The 16,608-nt window shown below is 71.4% G+C and carries 14 protein-coding genes and 1 pseudogene; 8 read left to right on the top strand and 7 right to left on the bottom strand.

The features are described from left to right. Window positions 1-43: 43 nt before the first annotated feature. Window positions 44-1,195, top strand: coding sequence for a helix-turn-helix domain-containing protein (locus tag ACFWBB_RS32445; protein WP_385279494.1), 1,152 nt, complete (start codon window positions 44-46; stop codon window positions 1,193-1,195). A gap of 67 nt (window positions 1,196-1,262) precedes the next feature. Here the strand turns inward: ACFWBB_RS32445 and ACFWBB_RS32440 are convergent, their stop codons facing one another. Genes ACFWBB_RS32440 through ACFWBB_RS32425 form a run of 4 tightly spaced genes read right to left on the bottom strand, consistent with a single transcriptional unit; the run spans window position 1,263 to window position 4,277 of the window. Then, window positions 1,263-2,027, bottom strand: a complete 765-nt coding sequence (locus tag ACFWBB_RS32440) for a D-Ala-D-Ala carboxypeptidase family metallohydrolase (RefSeq protein WP_385279491.1) — start codon at window positions 2,025-2,027, stop codon at window positions 1,263-1,265. 45 nt (window positions 2,028-2,072) lie between these two features. Continuing rightward, entirely contained in the window at window positions 2,073-2,483 is a 411-nt protein-coding gene (locus tag ACFWBB_RS32435; protein WP_385279488.1) for a hypothetical protein, read from the bottom strand. Window positions 2,484-2,508: 25 nt separating this feature from the next. Further along, entirely contained in the window at window positions 2,509-2,904 is a 396-nt protein-coding gene (locus tag ACFWBB_RS32430; protein WP_385279485.1) for a hypothetical protein, read from the bottom strand. A gap of 26 nt (window positions 2,905-2,930) precedes the next feature. Continuing rightward, the gene (locus ACFWBB_RS32425; RefSeq protein WP_385279482.1) at window positions 2,931-4,277 is read right to left on the bottom strand and encodes a GH25 family lysozyme; all 1,347 of its coding nucleotides are present in this window, start codon (window positions 4,275-4,277) and stop codon (window positions 2,931-2,933) included. A gap of 429 nt (window positions 4,278-4,706) precedes the next feature. On the opposite strand from ACFWBB_RS32425, the gene ACFWBB_RS32420 reads away from it, so the two are divergent. The 7 genes and pseudogenes from ACFWBB_RS32420 to ACFWBB_RS32390 form a co-directional block, all read left to right on the top strand. Then, the gene (locus ACFWBB_RS32420; RefSeq protein WP_385279479.1) at window positions 4,707-6,407 is read left to right on the top strand and encodes a serine protease; all 1,701 of its coding nucleotides are present in this window, start codon (window positions 4,707-4,709) and stop codon (window positions 6,405-6,407) included. Window positions 6,408-6,416: 9 nt separating this feature from the next. Then, complete coding sequence (locus ACFWBB_RS32415) at window positions 6,417-8,588, top strand: tetratricopeptide repeat protein (protein WP_385279477.1); 2,172 nt, start codon at window positions 6,417-6,419, stop codon at window positions 8,586-8,588. 67 nt (window positions 8,589-8,655) lie between these two features. Continuing rightward, window positions 8,656-10,110, top strand: a complete 1,455-nt coding sequence (locus tag ACFWBB_RS32410) for a VWA domain-containing protein (protein WP_385279474.1) — start codon at window positions 8,656-8,658, stop codon at window positions 10,108-10,110. Continuing rightward, window positions 10,107-10,955: a hypothetical protein gene (locus ACFWBB_RS32405; RefSeq protein WP_385279471.1), complete on the top strand. Its 849-nt coding sequence runs from the start codon at window positions 10,107-10,109 to the stop codon at window positions 10,953-10,955. Before ACFWBB_RS32410 ends, ACFWBB_RS32405 begins: the two co-directional genes overlap by 4 nt. Continuing rightward, on the top strand, window positions 10,952-12,181 hold the full coding sequence (locus ACFWBB_RS32400; protein WP_385279469.1) for an ABC transporter substrate-binding protein: 1,230 nt from the start codon (window positions 10,952-10,954) through the stop codon (window positions 12,179-12,181). Before ACFWBB_RS32405 ends, ACFWBB_RS32400 begins: the two co-directional genes overlap by 4 nt. Before the next feature lie 18 nt (window positions 12,182-12,199). Continuing rightward, entirely contained in the window at window positions 12,200-12,529 is a 330-nt protein-coding gene (locus tag ACFWBB_RS32395) for a CU044_2847 family protein (RefSeq protein WP_385279466.1), read from the top strand. A gap of 32 nt (window positions 12,530-12,561) precedes the next feature. After that, window positions 12,562-12,717: pseudogene (locus tag ACFWBB_RS32390) on the top strand (IMP dehydrogenase); the annotation flags it as partial. Here the strand turns inward: ACFWBB_RS32390 and ACFWBB_RS32385 are convergent. From ACFWBB_RS32385 to ACFWBB_RS32375, 3 genes are read right to left on the bottom strand one after another with little or no spacing between them, the layout of a single operon-like run. Then, window positions 12,709-12,978: a hypothetical protein gene (locus ACFWBB_RS32385; protein WP_385279463.1), complete on the bottom strand. Its 270-nt coding sequence runs from the start codon at window positions 12,976-12,978 to the stop codon at window positions 12,709-12,711. The pseudogene ACFWBB_RS32390 and the gene ACFWBB_RS32385 sit on opposite strands and share 9 nt — an antisense overlap. A 22-nt stretch (window positions 12,979-13,000) precedes the next feature. Beyond that, on the bottom strand, window positions 13,001-14,764 hold the full coding sequence (locus ACFWBB_RS32380) for a thiamine pyrophosphate-dependent enzyme (protein ID WP_385279461.1): 1,764 nt from the start codon (window positions 14,762-14,764) through the stop codon (window positions 13,001-13,003). A 14-nt stretch (window positions 14,765-14,778) separates the two neighbouring features. Then, a complete protein-coding gene (locus ACFWBB_RS32375) occupies window positions 14,779-16,362 on the bottom strand; it encodes an FMN-binding glutamate synthase family protein (RefSeq protein WP_385279457.1) in 1,584 nt (527 codons plus the stop codon). Between the last annotated feature and the right edge of the window lie 246 nt (window positions 16,363-16,608).

Genomic DNA, 16,608 nt, shown 5'->3' with positions numbered 1-16,608 from the left:
GTAGCTTCTACCCGTCAGTAGGGGCTTGAGCAAGGGTGGAAGTGTGGTTGCCTCTCCGCATACCGATAAGTTCGCCGCCTACCTTCGCATGCTGAAGGAGCGCAGTGGCCGGGGTTACGACCGCCTCGGCAAGGAGGCGGGCGTCAGCGGTTCCAGTCTGCATCGGTACTGCTCCGGCCTCAGCGTCCCGACCGGCTACCGGGTGGTGCACTCCTTCGCCAGGGTGTGCGGCGCCAGTGCGGAGGAGCTCCGCGAACTCCACCGGCTGTGGGCGCTGGCGGACACCGACCGTGACGTACCGGCCGGGACGGCCGACGAGACCCCGGAATCGGAACCGAGACCGACACGGGCACCAGAGCCAGAACCGGCATCGACACCGGCCCCCGACGGGCCTGCCGGGCCCGCGCAGGTGAGTCCCGGGGCCCAGGAGCCGGCCCTGTCCGCGCGGGCCGGTTCCGGACCGGAGGACGTCACCCCGCTGGCGATCACCCTCGGCGAGACCGAGGAGCCGCGACGGTCCCGGATGCCCAAGAAGGTGTCCTCCCGTTTCGCGATACTGGCCGCCGTGGTCGCGGTGCTGCTGGTGGCCGGCTTCGTGTGGCTGCCCGGTGAGCGCCCTGCCGGTGCCTCACCGGCGGCCGGTGACGGGCTGCTGTACTCCCCCGCGTGCAAGTCGGTGAGCATGGGCCAGCACGACGAATGTGTGCGCGAGGTCCAGAGCCTGCTGGTGGAGGCGAAGGGCAGACTCGCCGTCGACGGGGACTTCGGGCCGGAGACCCTGCGCAGACTGACCGCCTTCCAGGTGCTGGCGGGCCTGCCGGCCAGCAACGTGGTCGACGAGGACACCAAGAAGGCCCTCTACGCGCAGAAGACCAGCATGGCGAGCTGGTCGCCGGCCAGGGTGGCGAAGCGGATCCGTGAGGTGTTCGTCGACGATCCCGACTCCGCCGTGGCCGTCGCCCGCTGTGCCTCGTTCCTCGACCCGCTGTGGGTGCTGCCCAACACCAACGGCAGCCGCAACTGGGGCGTGTTCCAGATCTCCGACGCCCGCCTGCGGGAGCTCGACGGCACACCGCTGCGGGCGTTCGACCCGGAGTGGAACATCAAGGCGGCCCACCGCCTGTGGAGCGCCCGGCACGACTTCCACGACTGGCCCTCCTGCGAGGCGGCGCTGAAGGACACACCGAAGAGCTGAGGCGCGGAGCCCCGGGTACCGCCGCCGCGGTACCCGGGGTTCCGGCTCCGGATCACCCGGAGCGGCGTCAGACGGTGCCGTTCTCCCACCACCAGTCGCGGCCGAGGTCAGCCCGGCTGTCGACGTGCTGGTGGTCGACGGTGTACGTCTCCAGCCCGGAGAACCCGCAGGTCTCCGCCTTCTGGTAGACGGTCTTGTTGGCCACGCCCGGCACGTCGAGGTCGGCCGCGGTGCCGTACAGGTGCATGCTGTCGCTGGCCCCGCCGATGTCGGCGTTGTGCGCGATGCTGCGGAAGCCGGAGTTGACCGTGATCGGCTTGTCGCCCAGCTTCTTGCGCAGCGCCTCCAGCTTGTACATACAGCGGCGGACGTTCTCCTTCACCTGTGACGCGCTGAGCTTGCCGCCGTTGAAGGTGCCGCTCGCCTGGTCCATGAACTCGGCCCAGTTGAAGTGGACCGTGGAGCCGTCCGACTGCTCCAGCGCGTTGAGCTTCGCCTGGGTGTTGGGCCCGACGCTGGCGTCGGCGGTGAGTCCGTACGCCGCCTGGAACCGCTTGACGGCCGCGGCGGTACCGGCGCCGAAGTCCCCGTCGATGCCGACCCGGGAGTGACCGGCGCTGTCCGCCGCCCAGCCCGCGACCCGGATCTGCAGCTCGGTGACGTCGGCCCCGGTGTCGCCCTGGTTCAGCGTGCGCGACCACGAATAGGCCTGTGCGGCACCCGAGGACAGCAGCGGACCGAACGCGACGCCGGCGCCGACGGCCAGCGTGCCTCGCAGCATGGTGCGCCGGTCGAACCGGCGGCTGTCGACGGAGCGGGAGAAGAGAGTCATCGTCGTCCTTTCGGAAACGGTGGTGCGAAAAGGTGTGGAACGAGGTCAGTAGGCGAGCTGGAACGTCACGTTCTGCGCGTCGGTGTCATAGGCGTGCACGCGCAGGACGAAGTGGGTGCCGTCCTTGACGTCGGTGGCGACCGTCGCCCACTCGGTGCCGTGAGTGGTGTACGCGTCGCCGTTGTTGCACTTGGTGGTGTGGTCGATGAACACCACGCAGGCGTCCAGGTATCCCGTGTCCGTGGTGAGCCGCATGTTGATGTCACCGCACCGCGAGGACGTGGTGTAGGTGCCGTACTCCTTGGCGGCTGTCTGGTAGTGGTACGTCAGGGTCTTGGCGCCGCCGTAGCAGCTGACCGCGGCGGCCGAGGGCTGTGCGGAGGCGGGCGCGACGCCCACTCCCAGCAGCGCGGCCGCGGTGAACAGAGCCGAGGCGAACGCCCTGCTTCTGATCATGGTGATCTCCGTTCGGGTGAGGGGGTCAGAAGGCGATCTGAATGGTGGCGGAACTGCCTTCCAGGTCCACGCCGTTGGGCACCGTGAACCTGGTGCCGTCCAGGACGTCGGTGGCGATGGTCGTCCAGCTCCAGCCGACTTTGGTCCAGCGGTTGCAGACGCCGGTCTTCTCGAACTTCACGCAGGCGACGACGTAGTCCGCGTCGCCGCCGGTGACGCGCATGTTGATGTCGGTACAGCGGCTCGTGGTCCGGTACGGGCCGAAGTCGCGCACGTCTCCGTAGTGCACCGTGACTGCCCCGCCGTAACAGCTGGTGGCGGCGGTGGCAGTGGTGGTGACGGCCGAGGCGGGCGCCGGAACGGTGAGGCCCAGGGCGACGAGCAGGGCGACGAGGGACGCGCGTGCGAACCGGTCGGTCATGGGGATGCTCCTCGATACGGCCGGGATCACCGGTTGGCCAGCCGGTCCAGATCGGCCTGGGTACCGTTGAAAACGTCACCCGTCGCCGGCGCCTGGATGCCCGGGAAGATCGCGGCGTCGGTGTACTGCCACATCGCCCAGGTCGTGGAGCCGTTCGGCAGCGGGGGCTGGGTGATCGACTGGCGGTAGTCCGCGAGTTGCAGCGGATAGCGGGCGAAGGCGGTGGTCGAACCGAGGCAGTCGTCCAGGACGGACTTCTGGGTGTAGATCATCGGAGTGCGGCCGAAGGCCGCCTCCACGCGGTCGAGCCAGGCCTTGGCGTCGTCCACCGTGCCGTAGGTCGGACAGCGTCCGCTGCCGTCGTCCATGCGTTCCAGGTCGAATATCGGCGGCAGGTCGCCCGCCCGCTGCCCGGTGTAGCCGGTCGCTCTCACGGCGGCGATGAACCGGTCGGCCTGCGCGGCCCCCGTGTCGGCCGACGTGCCCGTGTAGAAGTGGTACGGCGCGACGGCCAGCCCCGCCGCCCTGGCTCCCTGGAGGTCGGTGGCGAGGTACTCGTCGGTGACGTTCAGGCCCCGGGTGGCCTTGACCGTCGCGAACTCGGCACCGGAGGCCCGTACTGCCTTCCAGTCGATCGGTGCGCCGCCGGGGTGCTGGTACTTGGCCGTGTCCAGCCCGTCGATCGGGTAGCCGGCGGGGCGCGGTGGCGCGCAGTACGTGTTACGGGCGGACCAGTCCACCAGTTTGGCCCAGGTGTTCGGGCCCACGGTGCCGTCGGCACTGAGGTTGGCGCAGTGCTGGAGCTCGACGACCCGGTCCTCGGTCCCGCCCCCGAAGTCGCCGTCGATCGTCAGCGGCGGGTAGTGGAACGGTTCCATGGCCAGGTTCAGACGGCACTGCACCTCCTTGACCTCATCGCCCTTCGCGCCCTTTTTCAGTGTCGGGCGCGTGTCGGTGTGGCCGCACACGGTCGTCTGCGCAGTGCTCGATGTGCCCTGGGTCGCGCAGCTGTGCGGTTGTGCGGCCCAGGTGTTCAGCGCCGCCCAGGTCTGCGGGCCGAGCACACCGTCCACGCCCAGCCCGGCGCACCGCTGGAACTCCTTGACCCGCGTCTCCGTCCCCGAGCCGAACGAGCCGTCCGCCGCGATCGGCGTGTACCGGCTCGGCTTCGTCGCCAGATTGAGCTCGCACTGCGCCTCGACCGCGGAGTCACCCGTCGATCCCCGCTGCAGCGTGGGCTGTGCGCTGGTGTGCCCGCAGACCGCGACCGCGGTGGCCGCGGACTGCGCCGCCTGCACCGCCGTGGGCCCGTACAGGGGCAGGACCGCTGCCACGGCGAGGGTCAGACCCCGCAGAAGCGTCCTCTTTCCCATCTGGTGTTCCCCCTCTTGCTTGTGAGTGGCCGGGAACCCTCCCGGCACGGCTCATGCTGGCAGCGGCCGTCCCGAAGCAGACCCTCCTGCTCCGGATCGGGACGCCGGGACAGTCCCAGGCCTGTGACCTGCGGAGACGGGCCACGGCTGGGACGAGCGTGGGATACGGACGGCGGGACTGGAGGTCGATGGGGAGGGACAGCGGAGCACACACGCGTGTGCGGGGCGCTGCGCGGAGGCGGTCATGGACGGCAACCCCGGCCGCCGTCCGGTCCCCCGCCGCCGGGCAGGCCGCCCTCTCCGTGCGGATGGGCATGCGCGGTCAGGAGGGTGGCGCGGGTCGGACCGGAGGTACGGACGGGACGGCCGGGACCGGACCCGTCTCGCCAACACGGGTCAATGTGGCGCCCGTTGCCCTACCTTGGGCGTATGGCGCTGCATCACCACAGTGACCGTCCGTGGCGCGTGAGGGTGGACGACGAGGAAGGCACTCCCTGTGGCGCGGGAGTGCTGCTCGACGACCGGCATGTGCTCACCTGCGCGCATGTGGTCCGGTTCGCCGGAGCGGCTCCCGGCGGCACCACGTCCCGTGTGCGGATCAGCAGTGTGGCGTGCCGCCCGGAGTGGACCCGCACCGCGCGTGTGGCCCCGGGCACCTGGGTGCACGACCACGGCACCCAGCGCGGCGACGTGGCTCTGCTCGAACTCGACGAGCCGGCCGGTTGCGCCACCCGGACCACGCTGTGGAAGGCGCCCCTCTCCGGCGGCACGGTGCAGGTGTACGGCTTTCCCCACGACGAACCGTTCGGCATGGGGGCGGACGCGGAGCTGGCGGGGTCCGGCCACCGGCAGGGCGAGTGGGGCCTGCTGAAGCGGATCCGCGAGGGCGACCCGTGGATCGAGCGGGGGTACTCGGGCGCCGGGGCGGTGGCGGTGGGCGGCGAGTTCGACGGCCGCGTCATCGGTCTCGTGGTGGCCGACTACGTCAACGGCGACGCGAAAGCGGCCTGGATGCTGCCGACCGAGACGATCCTGACGTACCTGCCCCGGATCGAGGAGTTCACCGGCGGTGACCGCAACAACGAACTGGGGTCCTCGATCGGCGAGTTGCCCGGGGACATGCTGGGTGACCCACTGCGGCTCGCGCTGACCCAGGAACTCACCCGGCTGCTCGACAGCGACTGGTCCGGCACCGTTGTCGTCGGCACCGGCGGCACGACCGCCGTGGGCGACTCCTGGCTCGTCCGGCTGGTGCGGACCGCCGACCCGGCGGCCCGGGCCACCGTCAGCGACGCCGAGCTCACCGGCGCCCCCGGGGACACCGTCCTCGGGCTCGGCACCATCGACGCGGCCTACGACGCGCGCGGCAGGTCCGTCGCCGACGTCAGCGGCTACCTCACGGGCCGGTTCGGTCTCCCCGGCGGGGAGGCCCACGAAGTGCGGCGACAACTGCTGCGCCGCAGGCCGCCCGCCTGTCTGGTGGTGGGCGGCGTCGACCGGGCCCAGGACCCGGAGGCACTCGTAACGGAGCTGCTGGGGCAGTTGGCCGCCCGCGCCCGCTCGCGCGGCATCCGCCTCGTCCTCGGCTTCGAGGGCGTGCCACCGGCCGACCTCGCCCACGACGTCTCCCTCGACCCCGAACCACTGCGCGGGGACGCTGCCCGGGGCACGACAGCCGCCGAGGTCCACACGGTCGTCGGACGGCTCGCGGCGGAGGAGGACGCCGCGTCCGCGCTGCACCGGCAGCGGGGCGTACGGTTCTTCGCCGCACCCCGGCTGCCGCCCCGCGTCGCGCCCCGGTTACGGGTCCGGCTGGCCGTTGCCCGGGCGACGGAACCGAACCACGAACTCGCCGCGATCCACGACCGGGCCGACGACGCCCGTGCCGCGCTGGCCCGGTTCGACCACGACCTGCGCCGGCTGATCACGGCTCACGAGAACCTCACCGCCGTCCTCGAACTGCACCGCGTCCGGGCCGCCCGGTACTTCGGCGAGGAGGACCGGCGGCTCGCCGAGCGGCACGCGCCTGCCGCCCGCGCGCTGAACACCGAACCGATCGACCTCGGCGCCGCCCGCACGCTGGTCGGGCGCTACGTCGACGAGGTGAACCGACGGTCAGAGGAAAGGTGACACGCGGAAATGAGCCGTCCGATGTGCAACCGCCCCGGCTGCGGGCGCGGCGTGATCGACGAACAGGGCTTCTGCGACGTGTGCGACCGGCAGCCGCAGCCGCTGCCGCTGCCGCAGGACGACGCCGCGTCGGCGGTCCCCGACCCGGAACCGGAACCGCAACCGGAACAGCAACCGGATCAGCCGGCACGGGGTGGCGCGAGCGTCGGCGTGGCGCATGTACGCCCGGACCCCTGGTACGGCCTCGGCCTGGTCGACGCCGATCAGGCCCCGGACATACCGCTGAGCTCGTCGGACCCGGTCGCCGAGACGCACCGCTTCTGCCCCGACCCCTCCTGCAGGCAGCCGGTGGGCCGCGGTCACGACGGCGAGCCGGGCCGGACCGCCGGCTTCTGCCCGCACTGCGGCACCCGGTTCGACTTCGACCAGCCCAACGGCCTCACCATCGCAGGCCGTTACGACGTCGCACGTGTCGTCGGCTCGGGGGCGTACGGCGCCGCCTACCTCGCCCACGACCGCAACCTCGCGACCCAGGTCGTCCTCAAGGCCCTGCACAAGTCGGTCGCCAAGACCGCCCGGCACGAACGGGACGTGCTGGTCGGGCTCCGGCACGACAGCATCGTCCGCATCCTCGGCTACGAGCACGAAGGACCGCACCTCGTCCTCGAGTACGTGCCTGGCGAACCGCTCTCGGCCCGCGCGGGGGACCGTCTCGAGACCCTCCTCGCGCACGGCGTCCGCGTTCTCCAGGCCCTCGACTACCTGCACGCACGGGGCCTGCTGCACTGCGACGTCAAACCCCTGAACATCATCCGCTTCCGGGAGGAGGGCCCGGCGGGCGCGCTGGACCGGGTGCGGCTCATCGACTTCGGCGCGGTGCGCAGCCACACCAAGGACACCGGGCCGGTCGTGGCGTACACGAGGGCCTACGCGCCGCCGGAGACCGATCCGGAACATCTGCACCCCACCCCCGGCTTCGACCTCTACGGACTGGGCATGACCCTGCGCGAGGTCTGCCGATCCCGCTGGACGGACCGCGCCACGCCGGGCGTCGACTCGCTCCGGCTGCTGCTGGACCGGGCCACGGACCCCGAGCGGCCGTGGTGGCGGTTCGTGTCCGCACGGCAGTTCGCGGAACAGCTCAGCGGTGTCATCCGGCAGGTCGTGGCGGCCCCGCCGACGTGCCGTCAGGTGGCCCGTCCCTCGGCCCTGTTCGGCTCGATGCCCGAAGCCCTGCACGGCGGGCTGGGCGCGGCCCGGCCCCTTGCCCACTGGGTCGAGGCCCGGCCGGACGAGAAGGGGCTGCTGACGATGCCCGCCCCGTTCTCCTCGCCGGAGCCCGGCGACATCGCGGCCGCCCTCCCCGCCCCCCTGTCCGATCCCGACGACCCGGGCGTCACGGGCTCGGCCGGCGGCGCGCTGGCCGAGAGCAGGCTCGCCCTGCGCAGAAGGGACGCCGCATCGGCGGCGACACAGCTCGCGGCGGCGGGCCTGCCCGGCTGGCACTGGCTGTCCGACTGGTACTGCGGCCTGATCGCGCTGGCCGACGGGCATCCGAAGCGGGCCGCCGTCGTGCTCACCCAGGTGCGCAGGGCACTTCCGGGGGAGCTGATACCGCCCCTGGCCCTCGGTCTGTGCGCCGAGCTCCGCGGGGACCGGGCGGTCGCGCGGTCGCACTACGGCACGGTCTTCGACACCACTCCCGCGCTCGGCGCGGGCGGCTTCGGCCTGGCCCGCGTCCTGCTCCTGGCGGGCGAGCGCGCGAAGGCGGTTGAGGTCGCCGAGCAGTTGGCCGAGGAGTTCCGCTACGAGCGCGAGGCGCGCGTGGCGGCCGTCCGTCTGCGCGTCATGGTCCTCTCCGGGCCGGACCACCCGGCGCCGACCGAGGACGACGTGGCCCGGGCCAGGGCGGCGCTGCCCGGCCTCGACGTGGACGAGGCGGCGGCCGCCTCGCTGCGTGCCGAGATCCAGTACGCGGAGTTCCTGCGCACCGAGGACCGGCTGAAGCTGTCCGACGCGATCCGCGCGCTCGGCCCGCACGCGCCGACCGAGCGCGAGTACGTCGCGCTGGTGGACCTGGCGAACCGGCTGCGTCCGGCGCTGAGATGGAGATGGCCGGGGAAGCGTGGCAGAACGGGTCGTTCCCGTTTCGGAGCGACGCCGAGCAGGCTAAGCTCCTAGCGCTTTCCGTCGAGGTTGTGAGCACGCTCCGTAAGGGAACACGCAGCGACACGATCAGGTGGTGCAGGTGGGGGACAGGTCACCCTTGGGGCTCAGCTTCGCCCTGGAAGTCGACGCGCCCTCGGATCTGCCCTACGACGAGCAACGCGCGGACGCCCTGATCACCGTGGCGGCCCGCTCCGTCGCGGGCGCGGCCGCGCGGACGCCGAGTGCCGAAATCCTCATCATGGACCGCTCGTTGTCCATGTCCGGCCACAAGCTGGACGAGGCGAAACGCGCGATGTGCGCGGCGGTCGACACCCTGCGCGACGGCACCCTCCTGGGGATCGTCGCGGGCAACCACAGGGCCGACGTGATCTTCCCGACGACGGGCGGGCCGGCCCGCGTCGACGCCCGGACCCGGGAGGACGCCAAGCTCCGGGTCGTCGGTCAACTCCCGGAGGGCGGAACGGCGATCGGCCAGTGGCTGGATCGTGCCCGTCAGCTCTTCGCCTCGGTGGAATCGCCCGGCACGGTGCGTCACGCGGTGCTCTACACGGACGGCAAGGACGAGCACGAGACACCCGAGCAACTCGGCGAGATCCTCGCGGTCTGCACCGACCAGTTCGTCTGCGACGCGAGGGGCCTGGGTGACGACTGGCGTTATACCGAACTCCTGCGCGTCACCGAGGCCCTGCACGGGACCGCCGAGGCCGTCGTCAGCATCTCCGACCTCACGGGGGACTTCACCCGCCTGATGCGCGAGGCACAGCGGATCGTCGTACCCCGGGTGTATCTGGGCCTGCGCCTCAACAGCCGGTTCCAGCTCGCGTTCGTACGGCAGACCCGCCCCGTCGAGGCTGAACTGACGACACGTCAACAGCGGGGCGCGGAAACGCACATCCCCCTGGGATCCTGGCCCCCGGAGACCCGCCAGTACCAGATGTCCCTCCGCGTCGATCCCGACAGCCTGACCGTCGACGAGACCCTGCGGGCCGCCCGCGTCACACTGCACGCCGAGTTCCCCGACGGAACCCGCCGGCCCTGCTCGGAGACCGCTGCCATGGTCGTGCGCCGCCGTTCGACACCGGGCTTCGGTATCGCCCGCTCCCCCGACCTCACCCGCGTCGAGAACGAACGCGAACTCGGCATGGCCATGCGCGCCTGCGCCGACGCCCACCTGCGCGGAGACCTCGACCGCGCGGACCGCGAACTGCGCCTCGCGATCGGCCTCGCGGAATCCCTCCGGGACACCGAGCGCCTGCGGCTGCTGCGCGCGGTGGCGGACGGCGGCCCCGACGGCCGGTTGCGGGTGCGGCCGGACGTCGCCCGAGGCCGGATACTCGGAATCGGCGTCGACTCGACCAAGACCGCGAGACGAGCGGCCGACCCGCACGACTCCCCGCCCCGGCCCACCGGGTTGCCGCGCGTGTGCCCACGGTGCGGTACGACGTCGACGTCGCCCACGGCCAAGTTCTGCGAGGAGTGCGGACACCGGTACGGGGATGCGGGTGTGGGCGATGAGCCGAGGGACGCGCAGTGACCGGCGTGCGGCTGCGCGTGCCCCATCCGATCGTGGTGCTGCGGTGGCTCAGAGCGGGCGTCCTGGGCATGGTGGCGGTGACGGCGCTGCTGTATCTGGTGGTGGCGAACCGGGCCGGAGAGCAGATCGCCGCCGCTGACCGCACCGAGACGGCCGTCAGGCACATCCAGGCGGCGTACGAACAGGCCGGAAAGGCGAACGAGGCACTCGACGCGGTCTCCGGGATCGGGGCGATCGGGCTGACCGGCACCGGCACCGACTTCGCCAACGCCACCGCCCGTGTGAGCTCCCACCTCACTTCCGCGACGGAGGGCAACGAGGCCGGGGAGCGGGGACTGAGCCACATCCAGTTCGTCCAGGGCCAGTTGGCCACGTGTGTGCTGCTGGCCAACACGGCGGTCCTCGACGGGGCGCCGGGGGTGGCGCGGGCGCGTGACGCACTGGACGACGCACCGGAGTACGACGGCAGGGATCCCGTCCCCTTCACCGGGGGCCTCAGGCAATCACTCAGGGATCTGGAGGAGTTGGAGAACGAGGCCAAGAAGGACCAGCTCCGCTCGGGCTGGCGCGACCCCGGTCTCCTGTGGCCCCTGTTCATCGGACCGTTGGCAGTCATGCTGCTGCTGGTCTGCGCGACCGGCTTCATCGTCGCCCATCGCTTCCGGCGGTACCCCAGCCCGGCGCTCGCCGTCGCCGTGCTGGCCACCGCGTCGGTCGGCGTCGCCATGTGCACGACCGCCCCGCTCACCGTGGCGGTCGCGCTGCCCGTGCTCGCCACCGCCGGTGCGCTCGCGTATCTGGCCTATCGTCCCCGCCTCGCCGAGTACAGGTTCCCGCGCTCATGAGAAGACTCACGGCACCCCTCGTACGCTGCGCCCTGGCCCTCGGGGTGCTCCTGGCACCGGTCGCGTGCGGTGATCCGGGAAAGGACAAGGTGACGATCATGGTTCCGTGGTCCGGCACCGAGTTCAAGGCGTTCTACGCGGTAGTCAAGGCCTTCGAGAAGGACCACGACATCGACGTCGAACCGCAGGTCACCCGTGCCCTGACCCAGCAGCTCGACGCCGCGGTGGCCGCGGACGCGGAGCCCGACCTGGCGGTGCTGCCCAGTGTGGGAGCGATCGCCAAGTACCGGAAGGAAGGTGCACTGGTGAAACTCGACGTCGACACGGACGCGTACGCGCAGCCGTTCCGCGGGCTCGGCATGCACGGCGAGGACGTCTACGCCGTACCCGTCAAGGCCGACGTCAAGAGCCTTATCTGGTACGACGCCGCGGTCACCCCACGGCCTCCCGCGGACTGGGCCGCTCTGCGGTCCCGTTCCGACAGCTGGTGCCTGGGGCTGGAGTCCGGTCCGACCTCGGGCTGGCCCGGCGCCGACTGGATAGCGGACATCCTGCTCGCCGACGAGGGCGTCGGCCCGTACACCGCCTGGGCCTCGGGCGAAGCGCAGTGGCAGAGGGGAGCCGTCAAGGACGCGTGGACCGCGTGGGGAGACCTCGTCGCCGGCGCCCGCAAGGACGCGGCCACGTTCAACTTCCGTGATGCCGCCGAGAAGATGACCGAGAAGGGGTGTTCCCTGAGCCACGGCGCCCTGTCCGCGATGTCGTTCGAGTCGGCCCAGGTGAAGGACGGCGGGTACACGTACGTACCGTCCTCGCGCGAAACCCTGGAGGTCTCTGCGGACTTCGTCGGAAAGTTCACCGGGAACAAGAGCGCCGACGAGTTCATCGAGTACCTGGCGGGCGCGCAGGCCCAGCAGGCCTGGGTGAACGAACCCGGCTTCGCGCTCTCCGCCGACAGCAGGGTGACGGAGTACGCCAACACCACTCAGGGCCGGATTGCCGGGCTGCTCCGCTCCTCCCGGTACACGCTCTGCTTCAGCGCCGCCGACGCGATGGATCCCGACGTGTCCGCCGCCTTCTACCGGGCGGTCCTCGACTACACGAACGGCAAAGCGCTGACCCCGCTGCTGGAGGCACTCGACAAGGTCCAGAAGGAGCTCGGATACGCCCACCCCAAATCCCCGCCACCACCCAGTCCGCTCTGCCGCCCGCTGAACCACCCCTGACGCATCCAGGAGCCTGCCATGCCGGAAGCCGTCCAGTTCACCCTCGACGACGGCACCGTCGTCCTCGTAGCGCCGCCCGCCCGCACCGGCACCGGAGCCGTGGGCCTGGGAACCCGTCTGGAGAGCGCGGGAGCCAGCCTGCGCGAGGCACTGACGCCGATCACCCGCGCCGCCTCCGAGGTGATCGGCCAGTTCCGCAGCGTCGCCCAACGGCCCGACGAGGTGGAGGTCACCTTCGGCGTCGTCCTGGACGCCAAACTCGGCGCGGTCCTGGCGAGCGCCGGCGCCAGCACCCACCTCGACGTCACACTCCGCTGGAGCGGCACGGAACCGACACCACCGACCTGACCGGGCGACCGCCTGCGGCCGTCTCCGGCCGGCTCGGTGCGGAGCGGATCATCGCCATGAGCCGCCACGAGTCCCGGCAGAAGCTCGCCCTGGGCTTCGGCGCCACCGACATCGTCACGGAGCGCGGCGACGCCGGTGTCGAGAAAAGCCCTGACCCGCTCCCTCTGCCGGCGGGCCGTTCAGCTGACCGGGGTGGCGGCGCGGTCGGTCTGTCCTGTGGGCGGCGGGTTTCGCGTGGCGGCCCACACCGCGAGGAGCTGGAGAGCGTCGTGTTCGGGTGTGCCGGGGGCGGCGCTGCAGGCCGTCAGGATCAGGCCGGGCCGGCAGTTCCATGGCGTCGAAGTCGAGCGCGGGCCGACCACGGGGTGGCGGAACGACTTACGGCCGGTGTGGTGCAGGCGCACGTCGTGCTTGGCCCAGGCGGTGCGGAACTCGTCGCTGCGGGTCACGAGCTCGCCGATGGAGCGCGGCTCAGTCCTCGCCCCCGTCTCCGTGGCTGCGGACGATCTCCTTCATCTTCGCCACCGCGAAGCCCCAGCCCTGTTCGACGGTCGGCTTGGCCGGAACCGCGATCTCGTCGGGATTGGTGAGGACGTCGAGCAGCACGGGGCCGGGAGTGCCGAAGGCCCGACGTACGGCGCCCTCGAGTTGCTTCGGGTCCGTCACGCGGATACCGGGGATGCCCATGGCCTCGGCGACAGCCGCGAAGTCGGGGTTGTCGAGGACGGTGCCGAACTCCGGGAGTCCGGCCTGTTCCTGCTCCAGCTTCACCATGCCCAGGCGGCGGTTGTCGAAGACGACGAGCTTGACGGGCAGGCGGTACGTCTTCAGGGTCATGAGGTCGCCGAGGAGCATGCTGAGCCCGCCGTCGCCGCAGAAGGCCACGACCTGGCGCTCACGGTCCAGACACTGGGCGCCCAGGGCCTGGGGCATCGCGTTGGCCATCGAGCCAAGGTTGTAGGACCCGATCAGCCGCCGCTCACCGCGCATCTCGACGAAACGCGAGAGCCACACCGTGGCCATGCCCGTGTCGGAGGTGAAGACGGCGTCGTCGGCGGCGACCTCGTCCACGACGGCGGCCAGCGCCTCCGGGCGGATGTCGTGGGTGCGGTTGTCCAGCGCGGAGCGGACGCGGCCCACGAGTCCCTTGTCGTGCGACGGGTCGGCCAGCCGGGCCTGACCGGTGCGCCACGTGTCGAAGCGGTCGCGCGCCTTCTCCAGGTGCGAGCGGTCGCGCGCGCCCTCGGTCCCGGGCGGCGCGGCGTCGAGCCGGGCCAGGATGTCACGCACGGTCGCACCGGTGTCGCCGACGAGCCCGATGTCGACCGGTACCCGGCGTCCGATGTGAGTGGGCTCGGTGTCCACCTGGATGACGGTGCGGCCCTCGGGATACCAGTCCCGGTAGGGGAAGTCGGTGCCGAGCAGCAGAAGCGTGTCCGCGTCCTGGAGCGCCGACGCGGCCGCCGGGTTGCCGATCAGTCCCGTCTGACCGACCTGGAAGGGGTTGGTGTCGCCCTCGAACCCGGCCTTGGCCTTCAGAGTGAGCACCATCGGCGCGGCCAGCCGGTCGGCCAGCGTGAGCACGTCCGCACGGGCGCCGCGCGCACCCTGTCCGACCAGCAGTGTGACCCGCTCGGCACGGTCGAGGAGTTCCGCGGCGCGCCGCACGGCGGACTCGTCGGGCCGGCTCAGGGGCGCGTTCAGTGAGAACCGTGCCGGACGGTCCGCGGTCAGTTCCCTGTCCCCCAGGTCGCCCGGCACGGTCAGAACGGCCACGCCCTTACGCCCCAGGGCGTTGCGCACCGCCGTCTCCAGCAGCTGCGGCAGCTGGTCGGGAGAGGTGATGGTCGCGCGGAAGACGGCCACGTCGCTGAAGACGGCGTCGTTGTCCACCTCCTGGAAGTAGTCGCTGCCGAGCTCGGCGAGCGGTACCTGGCCGGCGATCGCCAGCACCGGGGTCCGGCTCTTGGCCGCGTCGTACAGGCCGTTCAGCAGGTGGACGGAACCGGGTCCGACGGTACCCATGCAGACGCCGAGGGTGCCGCTGAGCTGCGACTGGGCGCTCGCGGCGAAGGCCGCCGCCTCCTCGTGCCGACAGCCGACCCATTCCAGGCCCTCGGTGGTGCGGATGGCGTCGGTCACGGGGTTGAGGGCGTCTCCCACAACGCCGAACACCTGGTGTACGCCGAGTTCGCTCAGCGCGTCCACGATGACGCGGGCAACGGTACGGGCCACTTGAGTCCTCCGGTTCAGACGGTGAATCGATCAGGGTCGGCGGCATTCCAGTCGGCCGCCCAGGAGAGCGGAGGCTCGGCGAGCAGCCGGCCCGGCTCGAGCCAGTCGTACAGCTCCGCGTAGGAGCGTTCGGTGTAGGGGTCGATGCGCCGTCGGAGCATGTGCGGCCGCAGCTCGGCCGGATCGGTCACGCCCATGGACGCCATGAGCTGCAGCGCGCTGGCCACGGTCGCTTCCTGGAAGCGCTGGACGCGCGGCGTCTTGTCGCCGACGTCGAGGGCGCGGGCGCGCCGGGGATCCTGGGTGGTGACACCGGTCGGGCAGGTGTTCGTGTGGCATCGCTGGGCCTGGATGCAGCCGACGGCGAACATCATCGCCCGCGCCGCGTTGCCGTAGTCGGCGCCCTGGACCATGCGTTTGACCAGGTCGGTACCGGTGGCGATCTTGCCGCTCGCGCCGACCTTGATCCGGTCGCGCAGGCCCGCGCCGACGAGGGCGTTGTGCACGGTGAGCAGCCCTTCGGTGAGCGGGGTGCCCACGTGGTCGGCGAACTCCAGCGGTGCCGCGCCGGTCCCGCCCTCGCCTCCGTCCACGACGATGAAGTCGGGGGTGGTTCCCTCCTCCAGCATCGCCTTGCACACGGCGAGGAACTGCCGGCGCGAACCCACGCAGAGCTTGAATCCGGTCGGCTTGCCGTCGGCCAGCTCCCGCATGCGGGCGATGAAGAGGACGAGTTCGCGCGGGGTCGAGAACACCCGGTGGTACGGCGGTGAGACGACCGTGCGCCCTTCGGGTACGTCCCGGACCTTGGCTATCTCGGCGTTGACCTTGGCTCCCGGCAGGACACCGCCGATCCCCGGTTTGGCACCCTGAGAAAGCTTCAGCGACACGCACTTGACGTGGTCATGTGCGGCTTTGTCGGCGAACTCGGCGGCGTCGAAGTCGCCGTCCCCGGTGCGGCAGCCGAAGTACCCGGTGCCGATCTCCCAGACGATGTCACCGCCGGGACGCAGGTGGTACTCGGAGAGCCCGCCCTCTCCGGTGTCGTGGGCGAAGCCTCCGGCCGCGGCGCCGCCGTTCAGAGCGAGGATCGCGTTGGCCGACAACGAGCCGAAGCTCATGGCCGACACGTTCAGCAGCGCCATGTCGTAGGGGCGGGCGCAGTCGGGGCCGCCGATGTGTACCCGTGGCGGTGTCTTCGGCACCTCACGGGGCGCCATCGACGGAACCAGGAACTCGTAGCCGGGCTGGTACACGTCCCGTTCGGTGCCGTACGGCTCCTCGGCGGCGGTGCCCTTCGCCCGCTCGTAGACGATGCTCCGTACGTCCCGGTCGAAGGGGCGCCCGTCGTAGTTGCGCTCGACGAAGTACTGCTGGAGTTCCGGACGGATCTTCTCCATGAGGTAGCGGGCATGGCCCAGCACGGGATAGTTGCGCAGCACCGAGTGGCGACGCTGCAGCAGGTCCCGGGCTCCCAGCAGTCCCAAGATCATGAGAGGCACGGCTGCGAACAGCCAGTAGAGCGAGATCCAGACAGTTGCGGCTATCGCCGCGAGAGCGGCGACCAGGGGCAATAGGACGATTCCGACGCGTGTCACTCCTGACGCGTTGCCCGCCGTCCGCTTCCCATGCGCGTGGTTCCACCAAAAGATCGTGAAGTGACCGGGGAGCGCGATCGACGGGGCGCGATCGACACAGCCTGCGAAGAGCCCCGTCCGCGAGCCGGCCCGCCCGCGGCACGTGGCCCCGCTCCCGCCGACCTGTGCGGGGGCGCGGGAGCAGGGCCATGTCTCACCGACGGCGGTAACCGGCCGTGCCGGACCCGCGGGTGCGGGGCCGCGGGT

It is taken from the genome of Streptomyces sp. NPDC060000 (assembly GCF_042737375.1).
GTDB lineage: Bacteria > Actinomycetota > Actinomycetes > Streptomycetales > Streptomycetaceae > Streptomyces.
This window is presented reverse-complemented; position numbering and strand designations above follow the sequence as displayed.

Coding starts and splice junctions, on each gene's coding strand:
- ACFWBB_RS32440 (WP_385279491.1), bottom strand. CDS start 2,027: ATGACTCTCTTCTCCCGCTCCGTCGACAGCCGCCGGTTCGACCGGCGC.
- ACFWBB_RS32400 (WP_385279469.1), top strand. CDS start 10,952: ATGAGAAGACTCACGGCACCCCTCGTACGCTGCGCCCTGGCCCTCGGG.
- ACFWBB_RS32430 (WP_385279485.1), bottom strand. CDS start 2,904: ATGACCGACCGGTTCGCACGCGCGTCCCTCGTCGCCCTGCTCGTCGCC.
- ACFWBB_RS32435 (WP_385279488.1), bottom strand. CDS start 2,483: ATGATCAGAAGCAGGGCGTTCGCCTCGGCTCTGTTCACCGCGGCCGCG.
- ACFWBB_RS32425 (WP_385279482.1), bottom strand. CDS start 4,277: ATGGGAAAGAGGACGCTTCTGCGGGGTCTGACCCTCGCCGTGGCAGCG.
- ACFWBB_RS32395 (WP_385279466.1), top strand. CDS start 12,200: ATGCCGGAAGCCGTCCAGTTCACCCTCGACGACGGCACCGTCGTCCTC.
- ACFWBB_RS32420 (WP_385279479.1), top strand. CDS start 4,707: ATGGCGCTGCATCACCACAGTGACCGTCCGTGGCGCGTGAGGGTGGAC.
- ACFWBB_RS32415 (WP_385279477.1), top strand. CDS start 6,417: ATGAGCCGTCCGATGTGCAACCGCCCCGGCTGCGGGCGCGGCGTGATC.